Source organism: Thermoactinomyces vulgaris (genome assembly GCF_005886755.1).
Classification (GTDB): domain Bacteria; phylum Bacillota; class Bacilli; order Thermoactinomycetales; family Thermoactinomycetaceae; genus Thermoactinomyces; species Thermoactinomyces vulgaris.
The window spans coordinates 125,464-140,573 of sequence record NZ_CP039710.1 but is presented as its reverse complement, the minus strand read 5'-3'; the positions used below and the strand labels follow the sequence as shown (position 1 = coordinate 140,573).

The window sequence follows — 15,110 nt, the reverse complement described above, 5'->3', positions numbered from 1 at the left end:
GGAAAATGTGGAGCGAGAGGAAGAGAACGTGTGAAAGTGTATGAAGTGATTGTTGTCGAAGGAAAAAATGATACGATCGCGATCCAAAAAGCGGTCGAAGCCGATACGATTGAGACACAGGGTTCGGCATTGGAGCCGTATGTGCTGGCTGAAATCAAACGGGCCCAACAGAAACGGGGAGTCATTATCTTTACCGACCCGGATTATGCCGGCGAACAGATCCGCAAGAAAATTGCCAGGGAAGTGCCCGGGGCCAAACATGCTTTTTTATCCCCCAAAAAAGCGAAAGGAAACCGCAAAATCGGAATTGAACATGCCAAGGCGGAGGATATCATCGAAGCTTTGGCCAAAGTCCGTACGGCCCAAAAAGAGGATACGGTGCAGCCTCCGCTGACATGGGAAGAATATATGGACTTGGGATTTGCCGGTGATGCCGGTTCCCGGAAACTGCGGGAGCAGGTGGCTGAACGGCTTGGCATCGGTTACGCCAATGCCAAACAATTTTACCGGCGGTTGCATGTTTTGCGCATCACTAGGGAAGAAATTGCAGAAGCGCTGGATTATCTGAAGGAGAAAGGAAGCACACAATGAAAGAAAAGCCGATTTCAGCAAGAACGAAAAAATTGCTCAGTGAACACCAAATCCAACTGAAAAAGAGCCTGGGACAAAATTTTTTAACCGATTCCCATGTATTGGACAAGATTATCCATGCGGCTTCGCTGACCAAAAAATCCGGGGTCATTGAAATCGGACCGGGAATCGGGGCTTTGACGGAGCGTTTGGCACAGGCGGCGGGAAAAGTGGTGGCCATCGAGATCGACCAACGGTTAATCCCGATTTTGGAAGATTTGTTTCAAAATGATGACAATGTGGAAATAATAAATGCAGATGCACTGACAGTGGATTTGAAAACAGTGGTTGCAGAACATTTTCGGGATACCGGCTCCCTTCATGTGGTGGCCAACCTGCCTTATTATGTCACTTCACCGATTTTGGTCCGCTTGCTCGAAGAACGGCTGCCGCTTACAAATATTGTCATCATGATCCAAAAAGAGGTGGCGGACCGGCTGAAAGCGGCACCGGGAACCAAAGATTACAGTTCTTTGTCGGTTCTTGTGCAGTATTATGCGGAAGTCGAAGAAGTGGGGCGGGTTCCGAGCCATGTGTTTGTTCCGCGGCCGCAGGTTGATTCCAAGGTGGTTTGTTTGACGCTTAGAAAAGAGCCGAAGGTGCGGGTTCCGGATGAACAAGCCTTTTTCAAAATGGTCCGGGCCGCATTTAATCAGCGTCGGAAAACCTTGTTGAATTCGCTTCATTCTCATCTGTTGTCTTCCGTTTCAAAAGAAGAACTGGAAAAATGGATGTCTGAAGCGGGAATTGATCCGAAACGACGCGCCGAAACATTGGATTTGGAAGAATTTGCAGTCTTGGCTGAAGTGCTTGATCGGAAAAAGATATCGTTTTAACCAACGGAGTCTCGGATCAACCATATCCTGAGTCGATGGAGGTTGTTCCGTGAAATTTTATCATCCGAGAAAAGGTAGAAGAAGCCTGAATGAAATGATTATGGATATCCGGGGATATCTGCAAGAGGATCCGGATGCCCAATATAAAGTGGTGATCGGAACCGATTCGCAAACCCGGGAGAATGAAACGATCTTTGTCACGGCGCTCATCGTGCAGCGGATTGGCAAAGGGGCGATTTTCTTTTACACGAAATATCGCCATGCCGCCATTCGTGACTTGCGTTACCGGATCTACCGGGAAACGGAATACAGTTTGAAAGCCGTTGAAACGTTGAAGAAAAACGGCTTCTTTGGATTCTTTGTGGATATCCCGATGGAAATCCATCTCGATGTCGGACAACAAGGGGAAACGAGGAAGCTGATTCAAGAAGTGGTCGGATGGGTGACATCCGTTGGATATACAGCGAAAATCAAACCGGAATCTTACGCCGCCAGCGCGGTGGCCGACCGGTTTACCAAATGAGAAAAAAAAGGAATAAATATGCGAAAATATTATTGACAAAAATGTTGTCCCCTTGCTATAATACAAAATTTGACTTTTCACTTCGCTTGTAGTATAATCGACTATAAGTGAGGTGGTCGTAAAATGGGCAAAAACGCTTTATCTGAAATCAAATGCACTCTGGATGGTTTTATCGGGCAAAAAATTCGCCTTAAAGCCAATAGCGGACGCCGTAAGACCATTGAGCGAACTGGCATTTTAGAAGAGACATATCCTTCTGTGTTCGTTGTCAAGCTGGATGAGGATCACGCTTTCAGCCGTGTTTCATACAGCTATGCAGATATACTGACGGAATCCGTTGAATTGACGGTTTACAGCGGGGAAAATGAACAAATACCTGTGAAATATGTAAGATCTGCGCAATAACTATGAACACATCCCAATGTGTTCTTTTTTTTCATACCTTTGTAAGCGATTACATACTTGCGGGTGCTTGGTGCATAATAAGAAAGCCCTGTGTTTTGCCCTTGAACCATTTGCCCTGAACCAAAGGAGGAGATCGCTTGGCTCGTCGGCGCGGAATCATGTCTGAAAGCTTTAAGTATGAACTGGCAAAAGATCTTGGCTTTTATGATGTGGTCAAACGCGAAGGATGGGGTGGAATCACCACCCGTGATGCCGGTAATATGGTGAAAAGAGCGGTTCAGCTTGCGGAAGAGTATTTAAAACAGCAAGGTTCAAGGTGAAACCGGGGACATTCCTTTTTTAAAGAGGCTTCTCGCATCCCGAGAGCCTCTTTTTTTTGCGGGAAAATATTTGTTCCCACCTACTAGTCCGGACTCATAACGTGATAAAATAGTAAAATCATGTGCCGGAATTTGCGGATGGCGACCGTGTGAAAATTGGAGGGAATCAATCTTGTTTATATCAGTCAAAGCACCAGCTAAAATTAATTTGACATTGGATGCGCTATATAAACGTCCGGATGGTTATCATGAGTTGGAGATGGTCATGACGACCGTGGATTTGTATGACAGGGTGGATCTTTCTTTGAGACCGGACTCAAAAATCACCCTGGATTCGAGTTCCGGATTTGTCCCGAGGGATGAGAGGAACCTCGCTTACCGTGCGGCGGTATTGTTGAGGGAAAAAGCGGGGATTTCTCAAGGTGTACATATTTACATTGATAAACAGATTCCTGTTGCTGCCGGCCTGGCGGGAGGAAGCAGCGATGCTGCGGCGGTCTTGAGAGGATTGAATCAATTATGGAATTTGGGATGGAGTTTGGAGGAACTGGCTGAGATCGGGGCCGGGATTGGTTCCGATGTTCCGTTTTGCGTTTATTCCACCACCGCACTGGCAAAAGGAAGAGGGGAAAAGTTGACACCGCTTCCGGCACCGCCGCCCTGTTGGGTTGTTTTGGCCAAACCGGGACACGGTGTATCCACGGCGGATGTTTTTCAAAACCTGAAAGTGGACCAAATCGATCATCATCCGCAAACGGAAAAGATGATCGAGGCACTCAAACGGCAAGATTATGAATCTGTTGTCCGAAACCTGGAAAACGTATTGGAGCCGGTGACTCATCACATGCATCCCACTGTGAAAAAAATAAAAGAAAAAATGCAGCTCTTTGGAGCGGACGGGGTGTTGATGTCCGGAAGCGGCCCCACCGTATTCGGGCTGGTGAAGCAGGAACAAAGGGCCAAACGGATTGTAAACAGTTTAAAAGGCTTTTGCCAGCAAGTGTTTGCCGTGAGAATGTTGGGAAAAAAACAGGTTCCGCTGCTTGAAGAAAAGCGAACGAAGTGATATATTTCGGTCAATATCATTCGATTTTTCGGAGGTAGTGAATGGAAAAGTGGAAACGGAGTGCACGATTAACCGATATGATCCGCCAATTGCTGTTCAATCCATATCGATTGATTCCTCTGACCGTTTTTGCGGAGAAGTATAAAGCGGCAAAATCCTCTATCAGTGAAGATTTGGATATTATTGATGAGGTGTTGCGCTCGGAAGGAAACGGCAAATTGGAAACAGTGGCCGGTGCGGCCGGCGGTGTCCGTTATATTCCGGGTTTTGGCGTGGAACATGCCCGGAAGGTCGTGCAAGAGTTGTGCGAAAAATTATCCAGTCCCGAACGCATTTTGCCGGGCGGCTTTTTGTATCTGTCTGATCTGTTGGGCGACCCCTTTTTCCTGAATCAGATCGGGCGGATTTTTGCCACGGTGTTTCAGGAACAAAACATCGATGCCGTGTTAACCGTCGAGACCAAAGGAATCCCCATTGCTTATGCCACGGCGGCTTTGTTGGGGGTTCCGGTCACCATCGCCCGGTACGATTACCGCGTCACCGAAGGTTCCGTCGTGACCGTACACACCGTCTCGGGTTCCAGCAGACGGTTGCGCCAGTTATCCGTATCCAAGCGGAGCTTGTCTGAAGGAGCCCGTGTCCTCATTATTGACGACTTTATGAAAGCCGGGGGCACGGTCCGGGGACTGATGGATTTGTTGAATGAATTTAAAGCAGAAGTGGTCGGAGTCGGAGTGATGTTGGAACAGCCTGCTGAGAACCGGTTGGTGGATGAATATGTGTCACTGGCCAAAGTGACGGAAATTGATGTGAAAAAGAGGAAAGTTCAAGTGGAAGTTGGAAATGTTTTTGATGACAGGAAGGAGCGATGATCATGTTGAAAAAAGTGCAAACAGACAAAGCGCCTCAAGCAATCGGTCCTTATTCGCAAGCGGTGGAAACCGGGGATTGGATCTTTACGTCTGGGCAAATTCCGCTCACCCCGGACGGGGAACTCGTCGCGGGAGGAATCGAGGAACAAACCCGGCAAGTGCTGGAAAATTTAAAATCAGTTCTTGAAGCTGCCGGAAGCGGTTTGGAGCATGTGGTGAAAACCACGATCTTTCTCCGGGATATGAACCAGTTTCAAACCGTAAACGAAATTTACGGCGGGTACTTCAAAGAACACCAACCGGCACGTTCGTGTGTGGAAGTGTCCCGCTTGCCGAAAGACGTGTTGATTGAAATAGAAGTGATTGCAAAGAAAAATAGATAAAAAAGAAAATTTGGTCAATTTATCCATTCGTGGAAGGATTTAATCCCGCTGCCTAGAATAGTAAAAATAAGCAAATTGAGTCATCATTGTAAAATAGGTGGTGGGATCTAGTGGAAATTACCGATATTCGACTTCGCAGGGTCAACCGTGAGGGAAGAATGCGCGCCATCGCATCCATCACGTTTGACAGTGAATTTGTGGTCCATGACATTCGTGTGATTGAGGGAAATAACGGTATGTTTGTGGCAATGCCGAGCAAACGTACTCCTGACGGGGAGTTTCGCGATATTGCCCATCCCATTTCTCCGATGAGCCGTGAGAAGATTGAATCCGCGGTGCTGGCCGAGTACCACCGTGCAGGAGAGATGGAGTCTCAAGCCGATCCGAATAAAGCGTTGCAAGTGGATGTATAAAAAATCACCCATTCCGTTTCGGGAATGGGTGATTTTTTCGTTGTCGGCAAAGGTTTTTGATTATAATGGTGATGGGCATTGTTTTTATACGATGTTCAAAGGGGCTTGGTTGCAATCCCATACCAATTGGGATATATTCAGGGAGGAAGTTTTGAGAAACGGGGGAACTTGGGTTATGCAACAACATGTGTATGCAGTCATTTTGGCCGCGGGAAAAGGAACCCGTATGAAATCCAAAAAACATAAAGTATTGCATCCGGTTTGTGGAAAACCTATGATTGATCACATTATCGGTCAATTGAACCGGCTGGCGATTGAAAAAACTATTTTGGTGGTGGGGCATCAAAAAGAGGCGTTGAAAGGGCACTTGAGCGGTCAAGTTGACTTTGTGGAACAAGAGGAACAACTCGGAACCGCTCATGCGGTGATGCAAGCCCGGTCCTTGTTGGAAAATGAAGAAGGGATCACGCTGGTATTAAACGGGGACCATCCTCTCTTCACAGCGGAAACCTTCCAAAAATTGATTGAGAAACATCAGGAAACCAAAGCGGCTGCCACGGTTTTGACAGCCATCATGGATGATCCTTCCGGTTACGGACGGGTGGTTCGGCGCGAGGACGGGCAGGTGGATCGCATCGTCGAACATAAAGATGCCACGGATGCCGAACGGCAAATCCGTGAAGTGAATACTGGCACTTATTGTTTTGATAATCAAAAGCTTTTTTCCGTTTTGTCGCTGGTCAATAACGATAATGCCCAAGGTGAATACTATCTTCCCGATGTATTATCCATTTTGCGCGATCAAGGGGAAACCATCGGTGCACAAGAGATCGGGGACCAAGAGGAAGCAATGGGAGTCAACGACCGGATCCAGCTTGCGGAAGCCAATCGATGGATGCAGCAGCGTTTGCTTAAAGAACACATGCGAAATGGTGTCACCATTGTCGATCCGGCAAACACCTATATTGAAGCCGATGTGAAAATCGGCGCCGATACGGTGATCGAACCGGGATCATTTTTAAGAGGGAAAACCGTGATTGGGGAAGACTGCCATATTGGTCCGCAAGCAGATCTGACCGATGTGGAGGTTGCCGATGGAACAAACATCCGTTATGCCGTCCTGGAAGACAGCAGGGTCGGGGAAGAGGCCAAAGTCGGTCCTTATGTCTTGGTGCGGCCGAAAACGGAACTCGGAAACCGGACCAAAGTCGGTTGTTTCATTGATCTGAAGAAAGCCAAAATCGGTGAAGGGACCAAGATTTCCCATCTGGCTTATGTCGGGGATGCCGAAGTCGGCAAGAAAGTGAATATCGGTTGCGGTGTGATCACCGTGAATTACGATGGTGTGAACAAGCATCAAACCGTCATTGAGGATGATGCGTTTATCGGATGCAATGTGAATCTGGTGGCACCCGTTACGGTTGAACAAGGCGCTTATGTGGCGGCCGGTTCCACCATTACCGACGATGTGCCTGAAAAAGCTTTGGCCATTGCGCGGGAGCGTCAGACAAACAAGTCCGGCTATGCGGATAAAATTAAAGCAAAGCGTGTGAAGAAATGATAAAATTGGAGGAACAAATTTCTATGTCTACGGTAAGCCCTCGTCTACAAGTTTTTACGTGCAATTCCAACCCGAAACTTGCCCATGCCATTTGCGATCATTTGAATATTCCTCTCGGAAAAGCGCATGTGGGTAAATTCAGCGATGGAGAGATTCATGTAAAGCTGGATGAAAGCGTGCGCGGTTCGGATGTGTATGTGATTCAATCCACATGCAATCCGGTGAACCAGAACTTGATGGAACTGTTGGTTTTTGTGGATGCCTTGCGCCGTGCTTCGGCCGGCACCATCAATGTGGTGATTCCCTATTACGGATATGCAAGGCAGGACCGGAAAACCCGGGCACGGGATCCCATCACCGCCAAGCTGGTTGCCAATCTGATTGAGACAGCCGGTGCGGACCGGGTCATTACGATGGACTTGCATGCGACACAAATCCAAGGTTTCTTTGACATCCCTGTGGATCACCTGATGGGTGTCCCGATTTTGGCTGATTATTTTATCAAAAAAGATCTGGGGGATGTGGTGGTCGTCTCCCCCGACCACGGCGGAGTGATTCGTGCCCGTCGTCTCGCCGAACGGTTGGAATCTCCGATAGCGATCATCGACAAAAGACGTCCGGAGCCCAATGTGGCGGAAGTGATGAACATTGTCGGTGATGTCAAAGGAAAAACGGCGATCATCATTGATGATATCATTGACACGGCAGGAACCATTACCCTGGCTGCCAATGCCTTGCTTGAATACGGAGCCAAAGAAGTATACACATGTTGTACCCACCCTGTTTTCTCGGGACCGGCCATTGAACGGATTCGCGACTCCAACATCACCGAGATGGTGGTGACCGACACCATCCCTCTTTCGAAGGAAAAACAACTGGACAAGGTCACCGTTCTTTCGGTGGCGGAGTTGATCGGTGAAGCCATCCGGCGGGTTCACAATGAGCAATCGGTCAGCAAGTTGTTCGACTGAGGCGGGATCCGGCACAAAGTTTCTTTTTGTAACGGCTTTCAAAATGTGATTTTCCAAAATCAGGTTTAGATCGCGGTGAAAAAGGTTATATTCCCTCTTATAGAAGGGGGATATGGAAATGTCGAATGCCATTACAGCAGTGAAAAGAGAAAAAACCGGATCTTTAAATGCCTTGAGAAAACAAGGCCAAATTCCGGCGATTTTATATGGCAAGGGATTGGATCCGGTAAAGCTTGCGGTTGATTACAGTGAAGCACAAAAACAAGTTCAGTCGAATGGTTTTGTGGATTTAAACGTAGCAGGCAAGACGCATCGAGTAATGGTTCGAGACATCCAGAGAGACCCGATCAAATCTTCCATTTTGCACATTGACTTTCTCAAAGTGGAAATGAATGAACCTTTGCATGTCGAGGTGCCTGTTCACCTGACGGGGGAAGCGGCCGGTGTGAAAAGCGGGGGGATTTTGGAACAGCATCTCCGCTTGGTCGAAGTGAAGGCGTTGCCGTCCGACATTCCGGAATCCATTGAAGCGGATGTGTCCCATCTGCAGGTGGGGGATTCCCTGTTGTTAAAGGATATCAAGGTGCCGGACAGAGTGGAACTGCTTCATTTCGAACCGGAAACAACAGTGGCTACGGTCGTGCCTCCTGCCAAAAGTGAAGACATTGACAACGAAGAAAAAGCCGTTGATACAGATACAGATGAGGAAGAAACAGAATGAAGAAAAAGGCGCAATCCTTACCGGTTGCGCCTTTTTCATGATTCCATGATAAAATAAAAAGGATTGAGATGAGTTCAGGGAAAGTTGGAGGTACAGGATGAAGCTAATAGTCGGTTTGGGTAACCCGGGGCGACAGTATGCGCGGACACGCCATAACGTCGGTTTTTGGGTGATTGATCAACTGAGTGAACAATGGGGAATTCCCGTGGGGAAAGAAAAGTGGAAAGGCGAAGTGGGCGAAGGCTTTGTGCACGGGGAGAAAGTTATTTTATTGAAACCGATGACCTATATGAATTTGTCCGGGGAGTCGGTGAAGCCGGCATTGGACTGGTTGAAACTGGATTTGGAGGATTTGTGCGTCATCTACGACGATCTCGATTTGCCGTGCGGGCAAATCCGCTTGCGGTTAAAAGGAAGTTCAGGCGGTCACAACGGGATGAAATCCATTATCCGCCATTTGGGAACGGATCAATTTAAGCGGATCAAGATCGGCATTGACCGGCCGTCGGGAAATCTTTCGGTTCCGGATTATGTTTTGTCCCCATTTCGCCAAGAAGAACTGGAAACGGTGCTGGATGCCGTTGACCGTGCCAAAGAAGCGGTGAATGAATGGGTGAAGTCAGACTTTTTGCAAGCGATGAACCAGTTTAATGTGCGGAAATAAATGTTGCATTTGGTATGGCCATGGAAACCAAAGCGAAGTTGAATATTTTTTGTTTGAAAGACGATACTATGACTAACATAAACAGGCAGGAGGCATTTTCATGGCCATACATTATATTTGCCGACATTGTCAAAAATCGATCGGAAGAATCGATTCTTCAAGGGTAACCGAATCCCAGTTGGGGTTTGATCAGTTGACCCCGGAAGAACGGGAAGATATAATAACCAGTGATATTGAAGGAAACCAAGTGGTGAAAGTGACTTGTGAGTCATGTCAGCAGGTATTGGAAAAAGATCCGGAACGGGTTTTGTATCCTTCACTCTTTCATTAGGAATAATGGTGGATATTTTTCTGATTATAATGAAAAAACGGCCTTGGCTGTTGATAGCTAAGGCTTCTTTTCTATTTGACCTGTAGACTGATGGAAAAAAGGGGAGGAACAACTGTTGATACCGTTAACGCATATATTTAAGCAGGACAAAGATTTTCAGTCAACGGTAACAGGAATCAAAACCGGGTTGAAAGAGCAGTTGGTTGCCGGATTGTCAGGCACCGCCCGCATGTTATATGTCGCTGCGCTGTTCCAGGAAGTGAAACGGCCCGTCCTGTTGGTTTGCCATAATTTAAATCAGGCGCAAAAAGCGACCGAAGACCTGCAGGAAATCTTGTCAAAGGACGAGGTTTTGCTGTACCCGGCCAATGAACTGGTCACCACCGAAATTGCCGTGGCCGGCCAGGAGACACTGGGAGAAAAAATCGGTGTGTTAACCCGTTTGATTCATGGATTCAACGGGGTGCTTGTGGTCCCGTTTTCCGGCTTGCGCAAATTGTTTTTGCCGAAAAAAGTGTTTGCGAAAAACTATACCACGTTGAAGGTGGGGCAGGTTCAGGAAATTGATTCATTGCTCACGCAGCTGGTGAATGTGGGGTACCAGCGGGTTGAAATGGTGGAAAAACCCGGTGAATACAGTGTGCGTGGCGGCATTGTGGACATTTATCCCGTTCACTTTGAAAATCCCGTCCGTGTGGAGTGGTTTGACGACGAAGTGGATTCCATCCGTCCTTTCTCCGTGTCGGATCAGCGTTCTTTTGACAAATGGGAGGAATTGACCATTCCTCCGGCAAAAGAATTGTTCGCATCGGCAGATGAGTTGTATCAAGCGGGCGAAAAAGTGGAAAAACGGTTGGGGGAACGGTTAAGCGTCACCAAAGAGACTGAACTGAGGGAAAAATTAAATCAATCGATTGGTTATGATATTGAACAATTGAAAAACGGCACATACTTTACCGGCATGTACAAGTATATTTCGCAAATTTACCCGGAGTGCCAAAGCCTTGTGGATTACATGCCTTCGGACACGTTGGTCATCTTGGATGAACCGAACCGGATCATTGAAAGTGCCCGGCAGATGGAAAGGGAAGAAGGGGAATGGCAGACCGTCTTGTTGCAACAAGGAGAGCTTTTGCCAGGGTTGAAAATATCTTTTTCTTTTGATGAAGTGGTTGAAAACAAGGACCACCAACGGATTTATCTTTCCTTGTTCATGCGAAAGATTCCGGCAATCAAGCCGCAAAATGTGATCCAGATGGTGTGCCGCAGCATGCAGCAATTTCACGGGCAAATGCATGTTTTGAAGGCGGAATGGGAACGTTGGGAAAAATCCAATTACCGTGTGGTGTTTTTGGCCAGCAGTGAAGAGCGGATGGACCGTCTGGAACGGGTGTTGAATGATTACGGAATGAATGCGGCCAAAGATTTGTCCGACCAGGTTCCTTTGCCGGGAAAACCCGTCATTTGCCTGGGCAATCTGCAAAACGGCTTTGAGATGAACCCGGTCCGGCTCGCAGTGATCACCGAAAGCGAAGTGTTCACGCAAAAGCAACGGCGGACCCGGCGCCATGCCAAGATGGACCATGCCGAAAAAATCAAAGATTACCAAGAATTGAAACCCGGGGATTATGTGGTTCACGTCAATCACGGAATCGGGAAATACATCGGCATTGAAACGCTGGAAGTCGGCGGCATGCACAAGGATTATCTGCACATCCAGTATGCCGGAAACGACAAGCTCTACGTGCCGGTGGAGCAAATCGACCAAGTGCAAAAGTATGTCGGCAGCGAGGAAAAAACGCCGAAGGTTTACAGTCTGGGCGGCAGCGAATGGAGCAAGGTGAAAAATAAAGTCCGGTCTTCGGTGCAGGATATCGCCCAGGATTTGATCGAATTATACGCCAAGCGGCAACAGGCCAAAGGCTTTGCTTTTTCGAAAGATACGCCTTACCAGAGAGAGTTTGAAGCGATGTTCCCTTATGAGGAAACGCCGGATCAATTGCGTTCAGTGGAAGAGATCAAAAAGGATATGGAACGAAGCCAGCCGATGGACCGCTTGTTGTGCGGGGATGTGGGATACGGAAAAACGGAAGTGGCCATCCGCGCGGCGTTTAAAGCGACGATGGACGGCAAGCAGGTGGCTGTGTTGGTTCCGACCACCATTTTGGCTCAACAGCATTATGAGACTTTTCGTGAGCGTTTTTCTGACTTCCCGGTACAAATTCATGTGTTGAGCCGGTTCCGCACCCGGAAAGAACAGAAAGAAACGATGGAAGGGCTGAAAAAAGGAACGGTGGATATCGTCATCGGCACGCACCGTCTTTTATCCAAAGATGTCCAATTCAAAGACTTGGGGCTTCTCATCATCGACGAGGAACAACGCTTTGGCGTGAAACACAAGGAGAAAATCAAACAGCTGAAGCACAATATTGATGTGTTGACGTTATCGGCGACACCGATTCCCCGCACCCTGCACATGGCCATGATGGGTGTGCGCGATCTGTCTGTTATTGAAACGCCTCCTGAAAACCGGTTCCCGGTGCAGACATACGTGTTGGAATACTCCGGGGCGTTGGTCCGGGAAGCGGTGGAACGGGAACTGGCGCGTGGCGGACAAGTTTATTTCCTATATAATCAAGTGCACAACATCGAACAGATGGCCGACCAAATCCGGCTTTTGATTCCGGAAGCACGGGTGGCGGTGGCCCATGGCCAGATGCAGGAATCCGAACTGGAAAAAGTGATGCTGGACTTCCTGGACGGGGAATACGACGTTTTGGTCAGTACCACCATCATTGAAACCGGTGTGGATATTCCCAATGTGAATACATTGATCATTTATGACGCCGACAAGATGGGATTGTCCCAGCTTTACCAGTTGCGCGGCCGGGTGGGGCGTTCCAATCGCATTGCTTATGCTTACTTTACGTACCAACGGGATAAAGTGTTGTCCGAAACCGCGGAGAAGCGCCTGCAGGCCATCAAAGAATTTACCGAGCTGGGATCCGGATTTAAAATTGCGATGCGCGATTTATCCATCCGGGGAGCCGGGAACATCTTGGGAGCCGAACAGCACGGCCATATTGCAACCGTGGGATTTGAGCTTTACAGCCAGATGCTGAAGGAAGCGATTGAGGAACTGAAAGGAGAAAAATCCACAAAGGAAGAAACCGAGCCAGTCATCGAATTAAATGTGGACGCCTATTTGCCTTCCGGATACATTGGTGATGAGAAACAGAAAATTGAATTGTATAAAAAGATCCGTGCCGTCACCACATTGGATGAAGTGACCGACTTGGAAGAAGAGATTGAGGATCGTTTCGGGGATTTGCCGGATCCTGTGCAAATGCTGTTAAAAATTTCCAAAATCAAAGCTTATGCCATTCTGTACGGCATGGAATCAGTTGAGCAGAAAGACGGGGATATCATTCTCCGGTTGCGGCCGGAACAAAATGACCAAATCGACGGCCCGAAATTGTTTGAAATTGCTCAGGATTTCCCGGGAAAAATTCGTTTCTCAACGGGAGAGAAGATCGGGATCATCTTCAAAACCAAAGGGATGCCCCATAAACAGGCATTAGAAATGATCGAACAGTTTCTGATAAAATATAAAGATGTTCCCAAACCGAAAGGAGCCGTTCAACATGCGACTGAGTAAAAAGTGGATCGCCGGGACGTTGGCCTTCGTGCTGATTCTTTCCGCGACCATTGCCGGATGTGCGATGGGAAAAGACAACAAAGAAGAAGAGCAGACGGCCGGGGCGATGGAATTCCAGCCCCTTGACACCACCAGCAAAAAGGTGGTTGCCGAATACAAGGGAGGCAAAGTGGTTGAAGGGGATTTGAACCGCTACATCAACATCATTGCGTATTTGGATCCCCAATTGTCGTTTATGATGTCATCGATCAAGGACAATCAGGAATTAAAAACGGAATTGGCGAAAGAGTATGCGGCCCGCCAGTATATGTTGACCAAAATCAAAGATGATGCATCGTTCGCCAAACAAGCGGATGAAACGATCAAACAAATCGAAGAAGGCCTGAAACAGCAAGCAGGGCAGGAACAAGGCCAAAACAATCCTCAAACCCTGGATGAGGCGATCAAAGGAAAAGGGTTTGACAAGACGCAATTACGGCAGTTTTTTGTGGAGTATCACCGGGTCAACGAATACTATGACGAACAATTAAAAGGGCAAACTTATGACTATGTAAAAGTACAGCACGTGTTGGTTTCCATCAATGACGGTTCGCAGCAAGATCAGCCGAAACGAACGGAAGAACAAGCGAAAAAACGCGCGGAGGAAGTCAAGAAAAAATTGGATGACGGCGGCGATTTCGCAAAGTTGGTGAAGGAGTATTCGGATGATCCCGGATCCAAAGACTCAAACGGAGTTTATGAAGGCACACCGGACCAGTTTGTCCCTGAATTTGCCAAAGCATGCCGGGAGTTGCCCCTCAACCAAATCAGCGACCCGATTAAAACCGATTACGGTTTTCATATCGTAAAAGTGTTGGACCGGGGGAAAAAGCCGGTGGACGAAGCGGACGAACAAGTGAAAATGCAAAAACGGCAAGAAGTGTATGATCAACTGGTCAAAGAGGAATTAGGCTTTAAGTCCCTTCTTTCCAATGACCAAAAAGGATCCTGAACTGCCGGAAAAGAGCCCGTGGCATGTTATGCCGCACTAGGGCTCTTTTTTTATGTCCGGAGGTCTGTATAATCTGCTGGAAGAAAATAAATACTATGGCTGATAAAACAAATTAAACCAGAAATTATAAAAAATATATAAAGAAAGAGAGGAAATTATTCTATGAAAGCAACAGGCATCGTTCGCCGGATTGACGATTTGGGGCGTGTTGTCATCCCGAAAGAAATTCGACGAACACTGCGTATTCGAGAAGGAGACCCTTTGGAGATTTTTGTGGACCGAGAAGGTGAAGTGATTTTAAAAAAGTATTCACCCATCGGCGAGTTGGGTGACTTTGCACAGGAATTTTCCGAAGCATTATATGAAAATATGCATTACCCCACACTCATTTGTGACAGGGATCATGTAATTGCCGTTGCAGGGGTATCCAAAAAAGAATATTTGGAGAAAAACATTGGTGAAATCGTGGAATCATGCATGGATCAAAGAAGAACTCATCTGGAAACAAACCCCGGAACTGCCGAGATATTCAAAGGAAAGCCTGAAAAATATCAGTCCTATCTCATTGTTCCCATTAATGCGGGAGGCGATCCGATCGGTGCAGTCATCGTGCTCAGCAAGAAAGAAGGAGGGAAGTTGGGGGAATTGGAAGAAAAACTGGCCAGCACGGCTGCCACTTTTCTGGCCAAACAAATGGAACATTAACAATTCTTTGTCGGGCAGGTGAATGTACCTGCTTTTTTCTTTTGTAACCTCCCGCACTTT

Annotated in this window: 17 protein-coding genes; all 17 read left to right on the top strand. The window is 47.5% G+C overall.

Annotation, left to right across the window (positions count from 1 at the left end; translation table 11 throughout):
- Positions 1 to 30 precede the first annotated feature (30 nt).
- Positions 31 to 591, top strand: a complete 561-nt coding sequence (rnmV, locus tag FA954_RS00840; RefSeq protein ID WP_037997954.1) for a ribonuclease M5 — start codon at positions 31 to 33, stop codon at positions 589 to 591.
- Positions 588 to 1,466, top strand: coding sequence for a 16S rRNA (adenine(1518)-N(6)/adenine(1519)-N(6))-dimethyltransferase RsmA (rsmA, locus tag FA954_RS00835; protein WP_037997957.1), 879 nt, complete (start codon positions 588 to 590; stop codon positions 1,464 to 1,466). The genes rnmV and rsmA overlap by 4 nt, the downstream gene beginning before the upstream one ends.
- Positions 1,467 to 1,515: 49 nt before the next feature.
- On the top strand, positions 1,516 to 1,989 hold the full coding sequence (locus FA954_RS00830; RefSeq protein WP_037997960.1) for a ribonuclease H-like YkuK family protein: 474 nt from the start codon (positions 1,516 to 1,518) through the stop codon (positions 1,987 to 1,989).
- A 123-nt stretch (positions 1,990 to 2,112) separates the two neighbouring features.
- Complete coding sequence (locus tag FA954_RS00825) at positions 2,113 to 2,394, top strand: Veg family protein (RefSeq protein WP_037997964.1); 282 nt, start codon at positions 2,113 to 2,115, stop codon at positions 2,392 to 2,394.
- 137 nt (positions 2,395 to 2,531) lie between these two features.
- Positions 2,532 to 2,714, top strand: a complete 183-nt coding sequence (locus FA954_RS00820; RefSeq protein ID WP_037997967.1) for a small, acid-soluble spore protein, alpha/beta type — start codon at positions 2,532 to 2,534, stop codon at positions 2,712 to 2,714.
- 172 nt (positions 2,715 to 2,886) lie between these two features.
- The gene (gene ispE, locus FA954_RS00815) at positions 2,887 to 3,780 is read left to right on the top strand and encodes a 4-(cytidine 5'-diphospho)-2-C-methyl-D-erythritol kinase (protein WP_049720799.1); all 894 of its coding nucleotides are present in this window, start codon (positions 2,887 to 2,889) and stop codon (positions 3,778 to 3,780) included.
- Positions 3,781 to 3,821: 41 nt separating this feature from the next.
- Entirely contained in the window at positions 3,822 to 4,652 is an 831-nt protein-coding gene (gene purR, locus FA954_RS00810; protein WP_037997971.1) for a pur operon repressor, read from the top strand.
- Positions 4,653 to 4,657: 5 nt separating this feature from the next.
- Entirely contained in the window at positions 4,658 to 5,035 is a 378-nt protein-coding gene (locus tag FA954_RS00805; protein ID WP_037998034.1) for a RidA family protein, read from the top strand.
- 110 nt (positions 5,036 to 5,145) lie between these two features.
- Positions 5,146 to 5,448 (top strand): septation regulator SpoVG, encoded by a 303-nt coding sequence (spoVG, locus tag FA954_RS00800; RefSeq protein WP_037997974.1) that lies wholly within the window; start codon positions 5,146 to 5,148, stop codon positions 5,446 to 5,448.
- A gap of 175 nt (positions 5,449 to 5,623) precedes the next feature.
- Positions 5,624 to 7,009, top strand: coding sequence for a bifunctional UDP-N-acetylglucosamine diphosphorylase/glucosamine-1-phosphate N-acetyltransferase GlmU (gene glmU, locus FA954_RS00795; protein WP_037998037.1), 1,386 nt, complete (start codon positions 5,624 to 5,626; stop codon positions 7,007 to 7,009).
- Between the two features lie 23 nt (positions 7,010 to 7,032).
- Positions 7,033 to 7,980, top strand: a complete 948-nt coding sequence (locus FA954_RS00790; protein ID WP_037997977.1) for a ribose-phosphate diphosphokinase — start codon at positions 7,033 to 7,035, stop codon at positions 7,978 to 7,980.
- Positions 7,981 to 8,098: 118 nt separating this feature from the next.
- Positions 8,099 to 8,701 (top strand): 50S ribosomal protein L25/general stress protein Ctc, encoded by a 603-nt coding sequence (locus FA954_RS00785; RefSeq protein ID WP_049720801.1) that lies wholly within the window; start codon positions 8,099 to 8,101, stop codon positions 8,699 to 8,701.
- A 97-nt stretch (positions 8,702 to 8,798) separates the two neighbouring features.
- Entirely contained in the window at positions 8,799 to 9,365 is a 567-nt protein-coding gene (gene pth, locus FA954_RS00780) for an aminoacyl-tRNA hydrolase (RefSeq protein WP_037997980.1), read from the top strand.
- A 100-nt stretch (positions 9,366 to 9,465) separates the two neighbouring features.
- Positions 9,466 to 9,696, top strand: coding sequence for an anti-sigma-F factor Fin family protein (locus FA954_RS00775; protein ID WP_037997983.1), 231 nt, complete (start codon positions 9,466 to 9,468; stop codon positions 9,694 to 9,696).
- Positions 9,697 to 9,811: 115 nt separating this feature from the next.
- Positions 9,812 to 13,354: a transcription-repair coupling factor gene (gene mfd / locus FA954_RS00770; RefSeq protein ID WP_037997986.1), complete on the top strand. Its 3,543-nt coding sequence runs from the start codon at positions 9,812 to 9,814 to the stop codon at positions 13,352 to 13,354.
- Positions 13,341 to 14,345 (top strand): peptidylprolyl isomerase, encoded by a 1,005-nt coding sequence (locus FA954_RS00765; protein ID WP_175413159.1) that lies wholly within the window; start codon positions 13,341 to 13,343, stop codon positions 14,343 to 14,345. Before mfd ends, FA954_RS00765 begins: the two co-directional genes overlap by 14 nt.
- 162 nt (positions 14,346 to 14,507) lie before the next feature.
- Positions 14,508 to 15,050: a stage V sporulation protein T gene (gene spoVT, locus FA954_RS00760; RefSeq protein WP_049720803.1), complete on the top strand. Its 543-nt coding sequence runs from the start codon at positions 14,508 to 14,510 to the stop codon at positions 15,048 to 15,050.
- Positions 15,051 to 15,110 lie beyond the last annotated feature (60 nt).

Bases quoted from the DNA above. Each gene is read 5' to 3' on its own strand.
- FA954_RS00785 (WP_049720801.1), top strand. From the start codon at position 8,099: ATGTCGAATGCCATTACAGCAGTGAAAAGAGAAAAAACCGGATCTTTA.
- spoVT (WP_049720803.1), top strand. From the start codon at position 14,508: ATGAAAGCAACAGGCATCGTTCGCCGGATTGACGATTTGGGGCGTGTT.
- FA954_RS00775 (WP_037997983.1), top strand. From the start codon at position 9,466: ATGGCCATACATTATATTTGCCGACATTGTCAAAAATCGATCGGAAGA.
- glmU (WP_037998037.1), top strand. From the start codon at position 5,624: ATGCAACAACATGTGTATGCAGTCATTTTGGCCGCGGGAAAAGGAACC.
- pth (WP_037997980.1), top strand. From the start codon at position 8,799: ATGAAGCTAATAGTCGGTTTGGGTAACCCGGGGCGACAGTATGCGCGG.
- FA954_RS00825 (WP_037997964.1), top strand. From the start codon at position 2,113: ATGGGCAAAAACGCTTTATCTGAAATCAAATGCACTCTGGATGGTTTT.
- FA954_RS00790 (WP_037997977.1), top strand. From the start codon at position 7,033: ATGTCTACGGTAAGCCCTCGTCTACAAGTTTTTACGTGCAATTCCAAC.
- rsmA (WP_037997957.1), top strand. From the start codon at position 588: ATGAAAGAAAAGCCGATTTCAGCAAGAACGAAAAAATTGCTCAGTGAA.
- purR (WP_037997971.1), top strand. From the start codon at position 3,822: ATGGAAAAGTGGAAACGGAGTGCACGATTAACCGATATGATCCGCCAA.
- FA954_RS00765 (WP_175413159.1), top strand. From the start codon at position 13,341: ATGCGACTGAGTAAAAAGTGGATCGCCGGGACGTTGGCCTTCGTGCTG.